Origin of the sequence: Candidatus Poriferisodalis sp., from assembly GCF_965203655.1 — a bacterium.
GTDB lineage: Bacteria > Actinomycetota > Acidimicrobiia > Acidimicrobiales > Poriferisodalaceae > Poriferisodalis.
Map to the genome: position 1 here is coordinate 190,545 of NZ_CBDBDD010000002.1, position 17,835 is coordinate 208,379.

Genomic DNA, 17,835 nt, shown 5'->3' on the forward strand with positions numbered 1-17,835 from the left:
TGCCCCCCTCGCCAGAACGATTCCGCGAGCATCAGAACTGTCTCAAGAACCTGATGTCGTTGGTGTACATGTCGCGCAGGTCGTCGATGCCGTGGCGCATCAGGGCCAGTCGGTCGATGCCGAAGCCGAATGCGAACCCGGTCCATTCCTCGAAGTCGATGCCGCAGTTCGCGAGCACGTTGGGATGCACCATGCCGCAGCCGCCCAGCTCGATCCAGCCGGTGCGCTGGCAGGTCTGGCAGCCTGCGCCTCCGCAGATCACGCAGGTGATGTCGAACTCCGCCGACGGCTCGGTGAAGGGGAAGTACGAGGGGCGCAGACGTGACGAGATGGCTTTGCCGAAGTACGCCGAGGTGAACTCCTCCAGCGTCCCCGCAAGGTCGGCGAAGGAGATGCCCCGATCCACCACCAGGCCCTCGATCTGATGGAACACGGGCATGTGGCTGGCATCGGCGGTGTCGCGCCGGAAGACGCGACCCGGGCAGATCGTGTAGATCGGCGGCGCCCCCGATTCCATGACCCGGATCTGCACCGGGGAGGTGTGGGTGCGCAGCACCACGTTGGAGGCCTCGCCGCCCTCGCCGTCGCCCAGCTCGGTGCGCTCGCCCAAGTCCAGATAGAGCGTGTCCCACATGGAGCGGGCGGGGTGCGCAGCGGGCAGGTTGAGCGCCTCGAAGTTGTACCAGTCGGTCTCCGCCTGCGGACCTTCAGAGACGGTGAACCCCATGCCGACGAACACGTCCTCGAGGCGTTCGGTGGTCTGGGTGACCAGGTGAAGGTGGCCCCGCCCCGGGCCCGGCGGCGTCTCGGTGAGATCCAGCCACTCCTGCTGGAGCTGGGTGCGGCGCGCTGCGGCAGCGAGCCCGTCGGCTGCGTTGGCGTGCGCCGTGCGCAGCTCCTGCTGGGCTTCGTTGAGCGCCCGCCCGGCAGCGGCGCGCATCTCGACGGGCAGCGAGCCGAATCCCTGCTTGATCTGGCCCAGCACCGACTTGCGCCCGAACAGGCCGGATTCGGTCTGGGCCAGCTCGTCGGCGGTGGACGCGGCGGCGATATCAGCCAGTCCTTGGCTACGTGCAGTGTCGATATCGGCGAGCAGCGTGTCGAGGCCCGCGTCGGCGGCCGGACCGTTCACGGCAGGCAGGGTACGACGCCGCAGAGCCGAATGGTCAGTGATTTTCTGCCTGCGCCCGCATCGCGTACATCAGCACGGCGGCGGCGACAGCGACGTTGAGCGAGTCGACGGGGTGTTGCATGGGAATCGCGACGGCGATGTCGGTGCTTGCGACGGCATCGTCGGACGGCCCGTGGGCCTCGTTGCCCACCACGAGCGTCATGCGGTCCGAGCGAGGCAGGTCGTCCAGCGTCACCTCGCCGTCGGGCGCAGCGCGCACCCGGAGGTGTCCGGCGTGGGCGAGAGCATCGAGCACCTCCGAGGTCGAGTGCCCGCGGCTGACCATCGGCCCGAAGGTCAGCCCTGCAGCACCGCGCAGTGCCTTGGGGCTCCACAGATCGGTCGTGCCTTCGGTCGCGATGACGGCTCCGAAGCCTGCGGCCACCGCGCTGCGGACCACGGCACCGGCGTTGCCCGGGTCGCGTACTGCTTCGAGCACCACGACCCGCTCCGCGCTCACCGCATCGCTGAGCAGCGCGTCGGCGAAGCGTGCAATCGCCAGCACGCCTTGGGGGTTCATGGCATCTGCCAAAGGATCGAGCTCATCAGCAGGGACTGGGTGAATCGCGCCGATCCGCTCGGGGTAGCCAGGGCCGAGCCGGGTTGCATCCGGATGGGCGTCGGGCGTGCTCGCGGGCGCGTAGCGGTCGACCAGCTCAGGGCGGGCGAACACGGCTTCGAGGGTGGCGCCGCTGGCCAGCGCCCCGTCGACTGCCCTAGGCCCTTCGACGACCGCCAGACCGGTCGCATCGCGCTGGCGCCGGTCGCGCACCAGACGTGACAGCCGCGACAGCGCGGCCTTGGAGGGCGCTGTTGGCTCGGGAGTGCTCAGGCTGCTGTGTCGGCTGCGCCGCCGAGGGCAGCCTCGGCGCGCTCGGCGATCGCTGCGAATGCTGCTGGATCGCTCACGGCGAGGTCGGCCAAGTTCTTGCGATCGACGGTGATGCCAGCCACGCCCAGTCCATGCATGAGCCGGCTGTAGGTGGTGCCGTTTTGGCGTGCCGCAGCGTTGATGCGCTGGATCCACAACCGCCGGAACTCGCCCTTGCGCGCCCTGCGGTCGCGGAACGCGTACTGGCCGCTATGCATGAGCTGCTCGTTGGCAGCCCTGAACGACCTGCTCTTGTTGCCGTAGTAACCCTTCGCCTGAGCCAGGGTGGCCTTGCGGCGGGTACGGCTGGCCACTGATCGCTTGACTCGTGCCACGTTGATCCTCCGGTGTTGCTTGGATCGGACCTGGGTGCGGGCCTCAGCGGCCCAGCATCCGCTTGACGCGCTTGGCGTCGGCTGCTGACACGTCGCCTTCCATCGCCAGCTGCCGCTTGCGTTTGGACGACTTCTTCTCGAGCAGGTGGTTGCGGTTGCGCTTGCGCCGAACGAGCTTGCCGGAACCCGTCGTCTTGAAGCGCTTCTTGGCGCCGCTGTGTGTCTTCATTTTGGGCATGGTGTGCTGCTTTGCTTCTTTGAGGCTGAGTTGGCTTTGCTGAGCGCGAGCCCGACGACCGGGGGGCAGAGCGCCCGCCGGTCGGCAGATCGTCTGGCCGGGAGTCAGTCGGCTGGCCGATCGGCTGCCTTGCGACGCTGACGAGAGGCGCGATCTGGACTCAGCAACATGGTCATGTTGCGCCCGTCCAGCCTCGGGAACTGGTCGACCTTCCCGATGTCGGCGACTGCCTCGGCGACTCGCTCGAGAATCTGGCCGCCCAGCTCGGGATGGAATACCTCACGCCCCCGGAACATGACGGTGACCTTGACCTTGTGGCCGTCCTCGAGGAACTTGCAGATCTTTGCTGTCTTGGTACCGAAGTCGCCGGTCCCGATCTTGGGCCGGTACTTCATCTCCTTGAGCCCCGTGTGCGTCGCCTTGCGCCGCGATTCCTTCGCCCGCTGTGCCGCCTCGTACTTGTACTTGCCGTAATCCATGATCCGGCAGACCGGTGGGGCGGCGTTGGGAGCCACCTCGACGAGGTCGAGATCCATATTGCGGGCGATTTGCAGGGCCTCAGGCAACGACTTGATGCCGATCTGCTCGCCGTCGGGTGCAACCAAGCGGACCTCGCGGACCCTGATGTCCTCGTTGATCCGGGCGTCACCGTCGCTGGCGCGTGCTATGGCCGTACTCGCTTGTCCAAAGGACGCTCCTCGTCCACGCGGCGTCCTCTTGCGAGCCCGGTACCGAGACTCGCCCTTGAGCGGCTCGGTGGGGGCATGACCCCGCTTGTTCCAGTTGTAGGGGCCGTAGGGTAACAGCGCAGGCCATATGCAGCACTGCGAGACAGCCAGAGAGGTCGCCGATGAGCACGTTGTGGACACCGGGGGGTGAGCACCGGGTGCCTCGCGAGAGCACCGACGAGCCGCCGAGCGGTCCTCCTCCCCCGGCCGACGGAGGAGGCGCATACGGCCCGGCCGACGACGGGGAGGGCGGTGCCTTCGCCGGCGAACTCGATATCGACCCCGAGACCGGGCTCCCGATCGATCCGCGTACGGGCGAGCCGTTCGATCCCGAAGAGCTCGCCGCGATGCAGGAGCAGCTGCGCGAAGCCCAGGAACAGCTCGTCTCGGTGCCTGCGGCCGAGATCGTGCAGAACCACATGATGGGGTTGTTCGAGCTTGCGGCATTGCATCTGCGGCGTGACCCTCCCGATCTTGCTGAGGCACGTCTCCCGATCGACGCCCTGGGCCTGCTGGTGGACAACCTCGCCGACCAACTGCCGGCCGGCGACACGCTGCAAGGTGCGCTGCAGCAGATTCGCCTCGCCTACGTCGAGATCCACAAGCGCCAGACAGCAGGCGAATAGACGAGGCGCCTGAAGCAAAGCGGCCTCGGGGCTCGGGCACGCCGCCATCCGGCGCGAGAAAAATCAGCAGGGCGCAGTGAAGCGCTGCGGGTACCGTTACCGCCCGTGCTCAAGCTCGTGCTCCCCAAGGGCTCGCTCGAAGCGGCGACCCTGCAGCTCTTTGAAGATGCAGACCTGCCGGTGCGGCGGGGCTCGGCGGTGGACTACCGCGCCAGCATCGACGACCCGCGCATTGACGATGTGCGCATCCTGCGACCCCAGGAGATCCCGTCCTATGTCGCGGACGGGTTGTTCGACCTGGGCATCGCGGGGCGCGACTGGATCGAGGAGACAAACAGCGATGTGGTCTCGCTCGGCGAGCTGCGCTACTCGAAGGCGACTTCGCGGCCGGTGCGCATCGTGGTGGCGGTGCCCGACGACAGCAAGTTCGGGGCGCTCACCGACTTGCCGGACGGGGTGCGGGTGTCGAGCGAGTATCCCGAGCTGACCCGACGGTTCTTCGCTGAGCGCGGCGTGGATGCCGACGTGCGGCTGAGCTATGGCGCTACCGAGGCAAAGGCGCCTGAGATCGTGGACGCCGTGGTCGACCTCACCGAAACTGGTCGGGCCCTGCACGCGGCAGGCCTGCGGATCATCGACGAGATCCTCACGAGCTACACCGAGATCTTCACCAACCAGGCTGCCTACGACGACCCCGACAAGCAGCGTGCGATGACGCAAATCAAGACACTGCTCGACGGTGTGCTGGACGCGCGGGGCAAGGTGCTGGTGAAGCTGAACGTGGGCCGTGAGCATCTCGACGCCGTGGTGGACGTGCTGCCCTCGATGAAGGCGCCGACCGTGAACGAGCTCTGGGGCGGCGAGGCCTACGCGGTCGAGACAGTGGCCCCGAAGCAGACGATCAACGTGCTCATCCCCGAGCTGATCGAACGCGGCGCGACGGACATCGTCGAGATGCCGATCTCCAAGATCGTCCCCTGAGCCAAACCCAACAGTGACACTCGGGTTTTGTGTGTCGGGCGTGATCTGAGGGGTCGCAGCCTTGGGTTGGGGGCTGAGATCGAGAACGTATCGAACGCGCCTCAGAACATCCATCAAATTGTTCCTAAATCATCCATTGGAATCTTCCCAAAGCGTCCATCAGATGCCTCTCACCACGTACGCTGAAGCCTGCGGCAAGACCACCAGCGCCCGGCAGTTCGCGGCCAGCGAGGTATCGCTCGACGAGGTTCCCAACGCACGCCGCTCGGCGCTGGCGGAGCCCGGGTCGATCCTCGGCGGCGACACGCCATGGCTGTGACCCGACAAGAGATGACGCAACAACCGCGAACCCGCAACAGCTGGAGCGACTATCAGGCCGCCATCACTCAACCTCTGTTGCCGTCATTCGATTCGTCATCTGCGGTGGCTTCCGCATCTGCGGGGTCATCCGCAGGTCGAGAGAGGCCGGCACTTGTCTCGAGGCGAGCCAGCCGTTCGGTGTGATCCAGCAGCGTCGCGTTCACCTCACCGAAGCCATCCCGCATCTCCGCCCGCAGCTCGCCGATCTCGGTGTCGATCTTGTCGCCGAGGCCGTCGATGCGGTCTCCCAGCGAGTTCATCTGCGACGACATGTACGTCAGCGCCCACAACAACACGCCTGCAAGCAAGGTGCCGAGCAGCCCGATGATCGCGTTCGGCGACACCGACCGCGGCTCCCGCCACAGCACACCCGCAGCAACAGTCCCCGTCGGCGGCTGGGCGGCCGGGCGTGGCTCGACATCGGCGGGCGACAGGTCGTCGGCGTCTGCCTGGTCGGTCATCGCGGCGATCGATTCAAGAGGAGCGGACATCGGCCCTCGCTGCAGGTCACGGCGCTGGAGAGCGCACAAGTGGTTCAGAATCGGTCGCCGCTGATGCCGGGCAACGATGGCACCCAACAAGCTAGCCACCCCGCGCTGCACGCCCGCAACCCATTTGCCGCACGCCGCCACGTCACGCACCAAGCTCGCAGACCGCGTCGACCGCACCGTACGAAGCAGACGATCAACGTGCTCATCCCCGAGCTGATCGAACGCGGCGCGACCGACATCTCCGACTCAGCGTTTGGTGTTTCCTGGGACGCTTGCGCAATCTGGGGGGCTAGGTGTCGCTGAGACGGTCGGTCGTCCACAGGCGCGAGACGGGCAGGGCGAGGATGCGGTCGTCGAGGCGGTAGGCGCGTGCGCCGGTGTGCAGCACCACGCCGCACACGAAGTCGTCGGGGGCCTTGTCCTGCAGCCAGAGGAGATGTCGGGCGTCGTGACGGTCTGCTTGGGGGGCGGACTTGACCTCGACAGCGACGAATCGGCCGTCGAGGGATTCGGCGACGATGTCCACTTCAGGGCCGCCGCGTTCGCGCAGGTGGTGCAGGCGCACTTCGTCGGTGAGCCAAGACGCCTGCCGATGCAATTCGTTGACGACGAACGACTCGAGGAGCTGTCCCCGCGCTGTGTCGGTGGGTCGGGCCAGTGAGCGGGGGTCGCGGCCGAGCAAGTGTGCGGCAAGCCCGCTGTCGGTGAGGTGCGCCTTGGGCCGGCGGATGATTTTGGCCGACAGGTTGCGCGACCAAGCGGGAACGAGCAGCACCAGGTAGGTCATCTGGAGGTAGCCCAGATAGGCCTCCATGGTGTCCCGGCTGCCCAGGTCGCTGGCGCGCAGCAGGCTCGCCGTGACCAGTTCGCCTGATGTGCGCGCAGCCAGCAGCGCGAGCAGCTTGGGCAGTTCGCGCACGCGGCGCGCGCCGGTCAGATCCTTGATGTCGCGCTGGGTGACGGTGCGCACATAGTCGCGAAACCACGCTCCGCGCATCCGCGGCGCCATCAGCGCCGGTTCGGGGAAGCCGCCCGCGCAGATGCGCTCGAGGTAGTCCGCTAGGCCCAGCGATGACGGCTCGGCATCGAGCAGCAGGTCCGGGTCGGCGAACGCCGCTTCGAGAAAGCCGTCCGGCGCCCCTCCAAGCTCGCCTTGGGTGAACGGCCACAGCTCCAACAGAGCCGCTCGCCCAGCCAGCGACTCCGAGATGCTCGGCACGGTCAGAAAATCGGCCGACCCGTTGAGCAGGAACTGCCCACGGCCGGCGTCGTCGTCGACGATGCTCTTGATCGCGCGTATCAGCGGCTCCCCCGCCCGCTGCACCTCGTCGATAGCCCGCGGGGTGTCCCCGAACGCCGCGAAGCCCGCCGGGTCTTCCAAGGCAGCCCGCAGGGTCGCCTCGTGGTCCAAGCGGGCGAACGTGCCCGCACCGTCGAGCGTCCGCCGCACCAGCGTGGTCTTGCCCGCCTGGCGCGCACCGCTGACCACCACCACCCGGAAGCTCGACAGCGCCTGCCGAATGACCGGCTCAAGGCGCCGCGGCAACTCGTCCATACCGGAGAACTCGCCTTCCCGGCCCCTTACTTGCATATTCGTCGAAACGTTATCAGTAATTTCGTCTTAGCATTACAACAATTTTTGTTGCTACTTTGTTAGCAGTTTTGTCCACTGCATCCCCATACATCCATCGAATCGTTCTCAATCGAACTGATCGAACAGGGCGCGACGGACATCGTCGAGATGCCGATCTCCAAAATCGTCCCCCTGAGCGCCTTCCCTGCTCCCGCGGGGCGGCCTCAAGATGCGAGCTTGTCCAGCTTGCTGGCGATTCCCTCCAAGAGCGCGCTGTGGCCGCTCAGCGTTTCGCTGACGCCACGCTGCGACCGCTCCAGCTCCCTCTGCGAGTCCTCAAGCCGGCCCAGACGCTCATTCGTCTCGCGCTGCGAGTCCTCAAGCCGGCCCAAACGCTCATTCGTCTCGCCCTGCGACCGCTCCAGCTCTTTCTGCGAGTCCTCGATGCGCTGCAGCGACCTTCGCTGAACCGCAAAGGTCTCGTCGAGCATCTCGCCCACCGAGGGCATTCCCTGCGGCGCCGGTTCATCGCTCATGACCCCAGCGTAACCACCACCGGCCATGCCTCTGCAAGCGATTTTCGGATCATCCGGTCGCGATGCGCCATACGGCGCGGTTCACGACCGATGCCGATGACGACTTGAGCGGCGCTCACTCAGCAGCCCGGGCCGGGTCTGCGGTGCCGATCCACAATATGAACCCGCCCTCGACCAAGCCATCCGCCTCGTGTCCGTCTCGTTCGTAGAAGTCGGCTCTGGTCCTGTAGGTGCCCTGCGCGCCTTCGGCGAACCTGGTGTCGGTCGCGACGTCGGCGTGCACATCGAAGCGCACAGACATCGTCGATGTCGTGAGGTCCTCCGAGCCCGACAGAGCACGTATGTCGGTGGGCGATACGTCAGGGAAGAACATTTCGTCGAAGGGGCCCCATGCGGGAGTGTCGAGGATCGCTGCTGGGCCTACCTCGATCACCCGGCCGAAACCGTCGTACACCACGCCGTAGGCACGCAGATCCGGCACTGCGAGGCGCTCGAGATCGTCGGCCAGGCTCCGGTGCGACCCGGGCGGCTCGATCGGCGCGACGGTCCACGACACCGTGCCCACCGACACCGAGCCGGGATCTGTGTCGGCGACAACGTGCCGATAGCGGTCGCGGACCGCGTCCGGCATCGCACGCCGCGCGAGCTCCCCAACCCACAGCTTCAATTGGCCGCCGGACATTTCGGCGAACGCCCGCGACGGGTCCGCGTGCCACGACATGTCCGCTGTGACGGCGATGTCGATCGCCTCCGGGTCCCCCGAACCGGCCCAGCCCGCGATCTCGAACGGGACAACCTCGCCGGGCTGGATCGACAGCGGCCATCTGAACTCCCGGCCGCCCGCGGCAATCGTCACCTCGTAGGCCCACAGCCGACGCGACCGGTTGCGCACCAGACCCCGCAGCACACCCTCACGCACCGCAACCGTCTCGGGCAGCACCTGCACCTCATCGGCCGGTAGGTGCGCAGGAGCAGACTCCAACCTCGGCCCCGGATAGCCGTGCAGCTCGCTGTCAACGAAGCCCATCACGTACGCGAACTCCGGCGGGCCGCCCTTGCGCCGCAGCGCCGCCTCACGCGTGCGCCGGTCCGCCACCCAAGACTCAGCAGCCGGCCGCTGCGCGAAGTACTCACGCGCTCTTTCTGTCCACGCTCCTCGCGCCACCGCCAAGAACCGACCCGCAGTGCAGCCTTGGTGCCATCGCCGCGCGGTGTCGTACCCGTACCAGTACGCCAACGACGAGAAATCAGCCCCGTCATGAAACGAAGCCTCGGTCCTCCCGCACATGTCGAACACCCGAAACAAACCCACCCCGCCGTGCGGCAAATCCAGCAGCGGCCCGGGCAAGTCGCCAGCGCCGAGACTTCGCTGCAAACCCGTCGGCAGCGGACCGGCGCCGATCCACAGATCCTCGTCGCCGAAGGGCCCGCCTGCGTTCGCCGTGCGCGATGGACCGGTGGGCGCAGAGCCGCCGTCCTCTCCGCTGCTCGACGCTGATCGGCGCGCGGAGCCAGCATCCGAGGTCGACGGTGAACTCGGCCCCGAAGAGGTCGCCGACACTTCAGCAGCCGCAGGCGTGGGCGATGCATCGGCCTGCGGGCCGTCCGGCGCAGCACTGCACCCCGCTGCTAACGCCAGCAGCACCACAGAAACGCCCCCGCAGACGCGCCTCACAGCACACCGCCGGGCTGGGGCACACCGCTGAATCCCATCTGGCTCGCAAACCTCACCTCGTTCACGCCCAACCACCGGCACGAACGGCGCAATCTGGTGTGCCGAGCGCTACTCATTCAGCATTCCGAGCTGGATACGCCGCTCCGACCCACAAGACGAACCCGCCGTCGTACGTGTCGCGGTACCAAGCGATCTCACCTTCTTCCGCAATGTTCTTCCGGTCCGCGTAGAAGTACTCGTCGATTCCCTCCTCAGGTTCCACTTCCGCGACATGTACGTCCAACAAGACATCAAGCCCATACGGCAGGCGGCTCTCGCGGCCTCGGATCGGCACACTGCGCACTTCCGTTTCTGGGGGCTCAGCTCTCACGAGTGACTGGCGAAGGTCGGTGAGCGTCGCAGGGCCCACATCGAGAATGCGGCCTGCGTAGTCGAAGACAACGCCGTACCCGCGTAAGTCTTCGACCTCCAGGTCACCGAACGCAGAGTTGTCGCCGATCTCCTCGGCGAGGCTCGGATGCGAGACGGGCCTGAGCAGACCGGTGCGCCATTGCGCGATCCCCAGCGATACCGAACCCAGCGCTATGTCGGCGGTGAGCGTCGGGTAGCGCTGACGCAAGGTCTCGGGCAGTATCCGCTGTGTAGTGGTCCCGACCCACAAGGTCGGCCCGTCGCCGCTGTAGAACGCCCGCGACGGGTCGATGTGCCACGACAGGTCGGCTTCCACGGTGAACTTGATCAGATCGGTATCCATCGGGCCGTCCCAGCCGTGAATCTCGAAGGGCGCTATCTCGCCTGGTTGCACCGATAATGGCCACACGAATACATGTCCGCCGGCGCTGACTGTCACCTCATAGGCCCACAGATACCGCGACCAGTTCCGGACCAGACCTCGCAGCACGCCGCTATGCACAGCTACCGTCTCCGGAAGCACCCCTACATCATCGACTGGCGCGTCCCACGGTGCGAACACCGTTCCGAAAGGCTCGTCCCACAGCGCGGTAAACCCCATTGTGTAAGTGGGGTGAGGCAGTGCCGCAGCGCGGGCTGCTTCGTACTTACTCAGCCGTATCGAGTTTCTGGCCGCTTGCAGCGTCCAGTAGTACCGCTCTCCATCTGGGAACCTGACCGAGAAGCGCTCACGACCGCAAGCCGGCCCGGTGCTCTGCGACTGTCCGGCATCGCCGCAATGGTCAGTCACCTAGTATTCGAACCCAAGAGTTGAGCCAAGCAGCTTCAGCAGCGGCCCAGGCCGGTCAGTCAGTTCCAAGGGCCGCTGCAAACCCATCGGCGGCGTATGCCCCGGGCCGGGCAACAGTTCGCCGGTGCTGAGCGGCATGGTTGCCGCGGCACTCCTTGACGGCACTGGCGGCGCGGGCAGTTCGGCAACTCCGCCTTCTGTGACAACTGAGGTCTCAGAATCCTCGGCCTGCGTTGTCTGGGCAACTGCAGTCGCCGTCGGACCGGGACCTCGGCCGGCCGTAGTCGACGGAGGTGGCCCCAGGTCAGCCGCGCAACTGGCGAGCAGCAAACCTGCAGCGCACCCAACGACACATCGCAGGCTGCACGCCGTCATGCCCTCAGTCCGTCTTGATCGCTGCTCTGACATCGAAATCGTCATCGACGGCGCTCGGCCAACTGCAGGCGGGTGTAACGCCGCTCGTGACCCAGTCAGGCTCCTCGCAGATCTCCATCCGCAACACCGTACTCAGGCCGCCTGACGACCCCACTTGACAAGGGAGCGTCTGACAGTCCCCTCCAAAGGCCGCAGGGCAGCGGGTATCGCGCGTTTCAACGGCAGCAGCTGTCCTGTGGCGGATCCCCTAAGATCATCGGTCAATGGCAGGGTAGCAAGCTCTGTTTCTGATTGTCCAGCTTGAAAAGGGTTCATCTTTGTGGACGCTATGTGCCCACTAACACTGGCTAGTGCCGCAAGACGTATCGTTGCGCGCATAGTCGACGGTCTTCTTGTTCTTTACCTAGCCGCTGTCGTCACGCTGGCACCTTCAGGATCCTTGTCACCCCACTTGTACTGGCTTGCTTGGGTTGCGCTGACACTGCTCTACGATTTCGTTTCTGTAGCGGTATGCGGAAAACAACTCGGAAAGTTGATCGTGGGAATCCGCGTCATCGACTCTACGACGGGATGCAAGCCAAACGTCCTGAACTCATTCATACGCTCTATGTCTCTTATGCTGATGCTGGTTCTTGCACAGGCAGTATTTCTCTTCGCGGCAGCGGCAAAACTGGCCAAACTACCGATGGTTGTCGCAGCTTCTGTCCCCCCGGCAGCGATCTTGGTGGCGACGCTTGCCACGATATTCGGAAGCCAATCTCGCCAAGGGCTACACGACAAGTCTGCTGAAACATTGGTCGTCAAAGACAAATCATCTTCCTAAGACCAAAATTGGATACGCGCCGACTCATTTCAAGCCGAGGTGCCGACATCTCAAGCCAGGATGCCGCAGCATCCAATCGAGTTGTCTGACAATATGTCTATTCTGACAATATGTCTATAACGTCACGCCCCGAAAATGCCGCCCAACGATTGAGAATTGTAAAATCAACCAACTATTCGACGATCTCGAGGCCGGGCGGAACATTAGCAGATGTCAGTATGAGCCACTCATGCGCCAATTGGACATAATATTCATCGTACACTTCGTCAAACTTATGCGAAGCCCATTCGGCACCGAATTGTTCCTGCAACGCAAAGTTAAATGACGCTGGTGGATGCAGAATTGCCGTCAATAGACCAGAGACGTACTTCTGATGTGTTGCGTCTTGATAGGCAAAGTTGTTTTCAATCCAACTATCCAAATCACCGAGCATTTCTGAATCGTCAGAGTCGAAAGTGGCACCATCGAACTGACCGGAGCGTGCTATATCTGGTATCGCTACTACAGTTGTATATCGAACAATCTCTTTCAGAGAGCCTATGAAATCGCTAACATCGAGAGTAATCGCTTCCGCAGAAGGGCCGTCGTTGCGGTGGGCGGAGGTTATTGAATCGATGTTGATGGTCACATGCTCCTCCAGCTCATATCTCAGTGATTCAGTCCAGAATGGATCGGCGGAGCGCACGGATCCATTCCCAGAACATGCTCCTAAGAGGATGCACAGTAGAATGGGCAACAACGAGCACAAGCGGACGCGTCGACAGCCGACAGCCGACGTATTCGTTTCCCCTCGATGTGCATCTGTCTGCTTCGCGAGCGCCCGTTCCCATGTCGCGGTCATTCTATGCGCTCCGGTGGTCCGATTTCTGAGCTTATTGACACAGTCGCCTTGCTAATCACAAACCGATATATCGCCGCATCACGATAGCAAGAGAATCGCGCAACAGCCCATGCCGAGCCCGGTAGGTTAGCGTCGCATAGCTCTCGCATATCGAGTTCGATTCTCTCGTCTGCTTGTTCTCTCGTATCGTCCGTCCAACTTTCAGTTCTCGCATCGACATGATGCTGGATGCGTGTCAAGTTGCGCCAATTGAAGTCATGACGCCAGCACGCGTGATACAACAGCACTCTTTTGCGCGGCAATCCGATGTCAATCCATGCATCGCCGAGCGTATTGTAAGTTGCTTCATCAGGCGATGTGGAACATTGATCCGAAGTCCAATTGAGGTATGGATAGTTGCCGTGGTCTTGAGCACGAGTTCTCACGAATTCGGCGAGAGTCAATTGGCCTGCAGCGCTGCCTATATGGCCGAGACGTTGAACCTCTGCGTACTGTCTTTGGCCCGTGGGGACAGTTGCCGTGATGCGGTAGCGGTGGTGCGGACGTGAAACGGATCGCGAGGGCGCCACTTCGGCCACATACTGCCCCGGTGCCAAGTCCCGTTCGAAGAACAGCCCCTCTGCGCTGTGTGCCGACGCATGACCATGGAAGGACAGCGATCCCCCTTGCTCTTGCCAGAGAGTCAACGACGGTTGTCCGCCATCAACATGCACACGGCCTGGGGTGCCGCGCCATTCTGCGGAGTCGAGGGCGATTCGAACCGGTAAGCGTCCGGGTCGGTCCGGCACTGTGAATCTGAAATAGGCGGCGGCGCCGGGCTCGGACAGCGATTCGCAGGCGGCAGGCGCCTTTGTGCTGTATTCGGAATACCTTGCGACCGCGGTGTTGGCACCCCAGTAGCCATTCGTGTTGAGCGATGTCACCGTGCATCCGGCGGGCAGTGCCGTGGCGAGCGGAGTGCAGGTGCGAGTGGTGGTGGTGACATGCCTGGGTGGGCACAGGATCTTGACCGCGGTCGCGATCGTCGAGGTGTGCCCCGACGCAGCATAGGCAACGGTGACGGTGTAGTCGCCTGCGCGGCTGGCCGTGGCGGTGAGGGCGGCATTGCCTTGGTCGGAGGTGACTGTGGCAGTGAGCCCGGAGGGAGTGATTGCCTGCACTGCCGCAGTGGCGCCTGCTGGCAGGTAGGCCCATGCGCGAGTGATGGCCTGGCCCACGCGAGCGTCGATGCGGGCGAGTTGGTCGGGTGCACGAGCGGTGAAGTCGGCGTCGATGCTGAGCCGGTATTTGCCGCTGTCACCGGCGGTCGCGGTGGTGGCCTCGATCGTGTACTCACCTGGCGCCAAGAACAGGTCGGTGAGCCGCGCGTTGTCCCCTGCGCCGCTGTTGTCGTCGCGAGCACGCTCGGCGCCGCCCGAGCCATGCCCGTACAGCAACAGTACATACGGATCAATCTCGTCTTGGCCGGTACCAGTGGCGTCGAGATCGACGCTGACCCATCCCGAGGTCGCCATCGTAAACGTGTATCGCTGGACGTAATAGGTGCTCTGGGTATCGGCTGCATCGCGCCGGAACGACTTGCATCTCAGGCGAGTGATGTGCTGTGCAATGGTGCCGAACTGGGTCCGCGTCCCGTGGCCGAGGGTGCCCATGTCGGTGGCGCACACTGCATCGTCATCCGCCCGGAAACGCGCCGTCGCACTGTCCGTCGCATAGCCCGATTTGCTGCACTCGACCTCGATGTCAAGCCAGCCCGTTGTCGTAGTGGTCACCGACACGGTGCGGCTCGTGCCGGTGCCTCCGGGGGCTGGCTGCCCTGGGATGCCGTCGGCGTGGCGCGCCTTGCACTGTGCTGTGGCGGGGACGACTCTGAACGTGCCGGTCATGGGGCCCGCGCCGTTGCGGCTGCCTGGCACATAGTCGGTGACCTCCACGGGCGGTTCGCAGGTGACCGACACCGTCGTCGTGTGATGCACAGTGCCCCAGATCAAGGCCGTCACTGTGATGTCCCCGCCGGTAGTGCAGGTCACGGTGCCGGTGCCGGTCCGTGTGAAAACCACCGCGTCACCCACCACAGACGCATCAAGGCCCTCAAGCGCGGGAACCACCCGCACCCCAGTCGCTGCGGCCCAGCCGAAGACCGTCTGGCTCGAGAATCCGGTGGCTCGGGCGCTGAGGGTCATCTGGGCACCACGGGTCATGGTGCAGACAAGCGGACGGTCAACGCCGGGTTCGAGCGGGCCGGTGAAGGGCTTGCAGGTGCCGCCTGAGGCGGCCTCGACGGTCACGTCGCTGACGGGGGTGAGGGCGGTGAGGGTGGAGGCGGCGGTGGATGTGCCGTAGCCGGTGCGGCGGCAGGTGACGGTGATGTCGGTGTCGCCCAGCGTGGTGAGGTCGGCGCTGAGGATGCGCCGTCCGCCGCCGGGGTCGGTGACAATGCCGACGTTGGAGGTGCAGGCAGCGTCGGCCGGCAGGACGGTGAAGTGGTCGTTGGCGGTGCCGGTGCCGACGATGGAGTTGCCGTTGAGGTTGGCGATGAGCACGTCGAGCTGGGCGTCGACGCGCAGGTCGTAGCCGCCGGTGCGGCGTTTCTTGGCGGTGGTGGCCTCGATGGTGTAGTCGCCCGGGGCGAGCCGTATGGCTGTCAGGCGGGCGCCGTTGCGGGGCCCTGAGTTGTTGTCGCGGCCCGCCACGGTGCCGGTGCCGTCTTGGGAGTGCCCCTCCAGCAGCACCACATAGGCATCCAGGCCGCGCCGCGTCGGCGGCCCGACGTCGATGCGCACCGTGGCGGGGTTGGCGAGCGTGAAGGTGTGGCGGCGCGCCGGGTAGTGCTTGGAGCTGCCGCCGTCGCGCACACGCTGGGGCGACACGCATGCGGGGTTCTGCGCGATCGTGCCCGAACGGGTCGTGACGCCGTCGGCCAGGGTGCCCAGCGGGTCGTCGCAGGAATCCACATAGCTCACCGTGAAGGCGGCAGTTGCGGTGACCGGGGCGTGCCCCGGCGGGGTGCAGTCCACGCTCACCTTCGCCCCAACGACCCGACCCGGCACCGCCGCGAGACCCATCGACACCGTGCGGGTGCCGGCGATGCCTTCTGTCACTTTCGGCTTGCCCTGCGCCGAAGAGGCCGTGCACCGTGCTGCGGCCGGCGTCACGGTGAACACGTCGGACACTGTCACGGTGCCGGTGCCGGCGCCCACGGCGTTCTCCAGGTCGGCAATGGCGCCTTGGTCCTCGCACACGACGCTCACGTTCGACACATGGGTGACCGCGCCTGTGCCCGAGCCGGCCTTGGCGGTGACTGTCACCGACCCGTCCGCTGTGCACTCCAGCACGGCCGAGCCGGCCCGGCGCCATACGCCGGTCAGCTCCCCGTTCGGCGCCGCCACCGCCGCGACCGCGTCGGTGCGGCGGCTGCTGACCGCAGCTCCCCCTGAGGCCGACCAGCCGATCGAGATGCCGCGCACCTTGGCATCAGCCGTCGCCGCCAGCACCAGCCGATGCTCATCGGACAGCACACATCGGTAGCCCGCGTCCGCGCCCGCGGGCGCCGGCGACACCGCAGCACAGGTCTGCCCGCCGACAACCGCCGACAGGCCCGGCTCCTCGGCGGTCAGATCGACCTCTTCCGTCCCGTCGGCGCGGCCGTCGTCGGTGCACGTGACGGTAACGGTGGTGGTGGTGCCGGCGGTGATCTGTGCGCTGAGCAGTCGCTCCTTTGGGCGGCGGGGGTCGGGGGCGGTGACAGTGCCCACGGGCGACGCGGTGCAGTCGGCGGTGGCGGGCTCGACGGCGAACGCGTCGCTGACGGCGGCTTTGGCGCCTGTAGTGCTGTAGCCGGTGGCGGCGCCGAGGCCGCTGATGCGCACGGGGGTCTGGCAGTCGATGCCGATGCGGGTGGTGTGGGTGTCATCGGCGGGATGCCGGCCGGCAGTGACCGTATTGCTGGATGTCACCGCTCGAGGACACTACGGGCCGGGTTCGCACCGCCGATCCAGACGATGAACCCTCCTTCGAACAGGCGCGGGCAGCGAACTTGGTCGTGCATGCTCTCAATGCATGACCAGTATGGGTCTGCGTCATCCGAGGCATCAAGGCGTCGGTCGCCTTCGACTTCAGCATGGGGCGTATGCACGTCAAGCACGACGCTCACCCCGTGCCGAGCGTCGTAGTCGGCGTGCGGCAGGCTGTGCAATGACACGCCTCCTTCGGCGTCGCGCGACTGTTTCAACAGATCCGGCAGCCACACGCCAGCGGCGATCACTTCAGCCGGACTGAGTTCGACCACACGGCCTTGGCTGTCGAACACAGCGCCGTAGGCGCGTAGGTCGCCGATGACGGGGTCGTCGATGTCATCGCTCAGGCTCGGGTGCGAGGCCGGGGCGTCGAGGACGAACTCTGCGGCGACGATACCCAGCGAGACCGAATCAACGCCCACGTCCGCTGTGAGGCCGGGGTGACTGTCGCGCAGCCCGGCAGGCAGCAACCGTCGCGTCTCGGGTTGTGCCCACAACGTAGGTCTATGCCCGGCTCTGAACGCCCGCGACATGTCCGCGTGAAGTGACATCTCTGCTGTGACGGCAAACTCGATCTGCTTCGGGTCCGCGGAGGCGCTCCAACCGGCGATCTCGAACGGCGCGACTTCGCCGGGCTGGATCGACAGCGGCCACATGAAGCTCAGGTCTTCGGCAATCACCGTCATGTCGTACGCCCACAGTTGCCTGGACCAGTTGCGCACTAGCCCCCTCAACACGCCATCACGCACCTCCACGGTCTCCGCCAAGATCCGCACCTCGTCGGCCGCCGCATCCACGGGCGGATACACCAGCCCGAACGGCTCGCCCACGCCTGTCCAAGACGAGCTGCCAGTGAACCCGTACGCCTCGACACTCGGGGGCAGTTTCCCGCTGCTGCGTCGCGTGCGCCGCAGCGAGGCCTCCTCGTCGGCACGTTCTGTCACCCAGCCAGCAGCCGTCCCGCGATACTCGAAGTACCGCTGCGCGGACCCAG

At 65.4% G+C, this 17,835-nt stretch carries 17 protein-coding genes; 4 read left to right on the top strand and 13 right to left on the bottom strand.

What is annotated here, in order from left to right:
- Positions 1 to 31: 31 nt before the first annotated feature.
- The 5 genes from pheS to infC form a co-directional block, all read right to left on the bottom strand.
- Positions 32 to 1,084: a phenylalanine--tRNA ligase subunit alpha gene (gene pheS / locus ACOGW9_RS01270; RefSeq protein ID WP_419907715.1), complete on the bottom strand. Its 1,053-nt coding sequence runs from the start codon at positions 1,082 to 1,084 to the stop codon at positions 32 to 34.
- 82 nt (positions 1,085 to 1,166) lie between these two features.
- Positions 1,167 to 1,943: a TrmH family RNA methyltransferase gene (locus ACOGW9_RS01275; protein WP_419907625.1), complete on the bottom strand. Its 777-nt coding sequence runs from the start codon at positions 1,941 to 1,943 to the stop codon at positions 1,167 to 1,169.
- 56 nt (positions 1,944 to 1,999) lie between these two features.
- Positions 2,000 to 2,377 carry a 50S ribosomal protein L20 gene (gene rplT / locus ACOGW9_RS01280; protein ID WP_419907627.1) on the bottom strand — a complete coding sequence of 126 codons (378 nt, stop codon included), beginning with the start codon at positions 2,375 to 2,377 and terminating at the stop codon, positions 2,000 to 2,002.
- 43 nt (positions 2,378 to 2,420) lie between these two features.
- Positions 2,421 to 2,615 (bottom strand): 50S ribosomal protein L35, encoded by a 195-nt coding sequence (gene rpmI / locus ACOGW9_RS01285; RefSeq protein ID WP_419907629.1) that lies wholly within the window; start codon positions 2,613 to 2,615, stop codon positions 2,421 to 2,423.
- A gap of 104 nt (positions 2,616 to 2,719) precedes the next feature.
- Entirely contained in the window at positions 2,720 to 3,220 is a 501-nt protein-coding gene (gene infC, locus ACOGW9_RS01290; RefSeq protein ID WP_419907631.1) for a translation initiation factor IF-3, read from the bottom strand.
- A 245-nt stretch (positions 3,221 to 3,465) separates the two neighbouring features.
- Here infC and ACOGW9_RS01295 point away from each other — a divergent pair, with 245 nt between their 5' ends.
- From ACOGW9_RS01295 to ACOGW9_RS01305, 3 genes are all read left to right on the top strand, one after another.
- On the top strand, positions 3,466 to 3,969 hold the full coding sequence (locus ACOGW9_RS01295; RefSeq protein WP_419907633.1) for a hypothetical protein: 504 nt from the start codon (positions 3,466 to 3,468) through the stop codon (positions 3,967 to 3,969).
- A 105-nt stretch (positions 3,970 to 4,074) separates the two neighbouring features.
- Positions 4,075 to 4,950, top strand: coding sequence for an ATP phosphoribosyltransferase (hisG, locus tag ACOGW9_RS01300; RefSeq protein ID WP_419907635.1), 876 nt, complete (start codon positions 4,075 to 4,077; stop codon positions 4,948 to 4,950).
- 163 nt (positions 4,951 to 5,113) lie between these two features.
- Positions 5,114 to 5,269: a hypothetical protein gene (locus ACOGW9_RS01305; RefSeq protein ID WP_419907637.1), complete on the top strand. Its 156-nt coding sequence runs from the start codon at positions 5,114 to 5,116 to the stop codon at positions 5,267 to 5,269.
- A gap of 67 nt (positions 5,270 to 5,336) precedes the next feature.
- Here ACOGW9_RS01305 and ACOGW9_RS01310 read toward each other — a convergent pair whose 3' ends face one another.
- From ACOGW9_RS01310 to ACOGW9_RS01330, 5 genes are all read right to left on the bottom strand, one after another.
- Complete coding sequence (locus ACOGW9_RS01310; protein ID WP_419907639.1) at positions 5,337 to 5,801, bottom strand: hypothetical protein; 465 nt, start codon at positions 5,799 to 5,801, stop codon at positions 5,337 to 5,339.
- Positions 5,802 to 6,090: 289 nt separating this feature from the next.
- On the bottom strand, positions 6,091 to 7,356 hold the full coding sequence (locus tag ACOGW9_RS01315; RefSeq protein WP_419907640.1) for an ATP-binding protein: 1,266 nt from the start codon (positions 7,354 to 7,356) through the stop codon (positions 6,091 to 6,093).
- A 242-nt stretch (positions 7,357 to 7,598) separates the two neighbouring features.
- Positions 7,599 to 7,910 carry a hypothetical protein gene (locus tag ACOGW9_RS01320; protein ID WP_419856067.1) on the bottom strand — a complete coding sequence of 104 codons (312 nt, stop codon included), beginning with the start codon at positions 7,908 to 7,910 and terminating at the stop codon, positions 7,599 to 7,601.
- 115 nt (positions 7,911 to 8,025) lie between these two features.
- Complete coding sequence (locus ACOGW9_RS01325) at positions 8,026 to 9,555, bottom strand: hypothetical protein (RefSeq protein WP_419907643.1); 1,530 nt, start codon at positions 9,553 to 9,555, stop codon at positions 8,026 to 8,028.
- Between the two features lie 142 nt (positions 9,556 to 9,697).
- Positions 9,698 to 10,597, bottom strand: a complete 900-nt coding sequence (locus ACOGW9_RS01330) for a hypothetical protein (RefSeq protein ID WP_419907645.1) — start codon at positions 10,595 to 10,597, stop codon at positions 9,698 to 9,700.
- Positions 10,598 to 11,489: 892 nt separating this feature from the next.
- Here ACOGW9_RS01330 and ACOGW9_RS01335 point away from each other — a divergent pair.
- A complete protein-coding gene (locus tag ACOGW9_RS01335; protein WP_419907717.1) occupies positions 11,490 to 11,984 on the top strand; it encodes an RDD family protein in 495 nt (164 codons plus the stop codon).
- Between the two features lie 172 nt (positions 11,985 to 12,156).
- On the opposite strand, the gene ACOGW9_RS01340 is transcribed toward ACOGW9_RS01335, so the two are convergent.
- The 3 genes from ACOGW9_RS01340 to ACOGW9_RS01350 all read right to left on the bottom strand — a co-directional run bounded on the left by ACOGW9_RS01340 (position 12,157) and on the right by ACOGW9_RS01350 (position 17,785).
- Positions 12,157 to 12,669 (bottom strand): hypothetical protein, encoded by a 513-nt coding sequence (locus tag ACOGW9_RS01340; RefSeq protein ID WP_419907647.1) that lies wholly within the window; start codon positions 12,667 to 12,669, stop codon positions 12,157 to 12,159.
- Positions 12,670 to 12,821: 152 nt separating this feature from the next.
- Positions 12,822 to 16,781 (bottom strand): phospholipase A2, encoded by a 3,960-nt coding sequence (locus ACOGW9_RS01345; RefSeq protein ID WP_419907649.1) that lies wholly within the window; start codon positions 16,779 to 16,781, stop codon positions 12,822 to 12,824.
- Positions 16,778 to 17,785 carry a hypothetical protein gene (locus ACOGW9_RS01350; RefSeq protein WP_419907651.1) on the bottom strand — a complete coding sequence of 336 codons (1,008 nt, stop codon included), beginning with the start codon at positions 17,783 to 17,785 and terminating at the stop codon, positions 16,778 to 16,780. Before ACOGW9_RS01350 ends, ACOGW9_RS01345 begins: the two co-directional genes overlap by 4 nt.
- Positions 17,786 to 17,835: the final 50 nt, after the last annotated feature.

Bases quoted from the DNA above. Each gene is read 5' to 3' on its own strand.
- ACOGW9_RS01330 (WP_419907645.1), bottom strand. From the start codon at position 10,597: ATGGGGTTTACCGCGCTGTGGGACGAGCCTTTCGGAACGGTGTTCGCA.
- rpmI (WP_419907629.1), bottom strand. From the start codon at position 2,615: ATGCCCAAAATGAAGACACACAGCGGCGCCAAGAAGCGCTTCAAGACG.
- ACOGW9_RS01315 (WP_419907640.1), bottom strand. From the start codon at position 7,356: ATGGACGAGTTGCCGCGGCGCCTTGAGCCGGTCATTCGGCAGGCGCTG.
- ACOGW9_RS01320 (WP_419856067.1), bottom strand. From the start codon at position 7,910: ATGAGCGATGAACCGGCGCCGCAGGGAATGCCCTCGGTGGGCGAGATG.
- ACOGW9_RS01310 (WP_419907639.1), bottom strand. From the start codon at position 5,801: ATGTCCGCTCCTCTTGAATCGATCGCCGCGATGACCGACCAGGCAGAC.
- ACOGW9_RS01335 (WP_419907717.1), top strand. From the start codon at position 11,490: ATGTGCCCACTAACACTGGCTAGTGCCGCAAGACGTATCGTTGCGCGC.
- ACOGW9_RS01305 (WP_419907637.1), top strand. From the start codon at position 5,114: ATGCCTCTCACCACGTACGCTGAAGCCTGCGGCAAGACCACCAGCGCC.
- ACOGW9_RS01295 (WP_419907633.1), top strand. From the start codon at position 3,466: ATGAGCACGTTGTGGACACCGGGGGGTGAGCACCGGGTGCCTCGCGAG.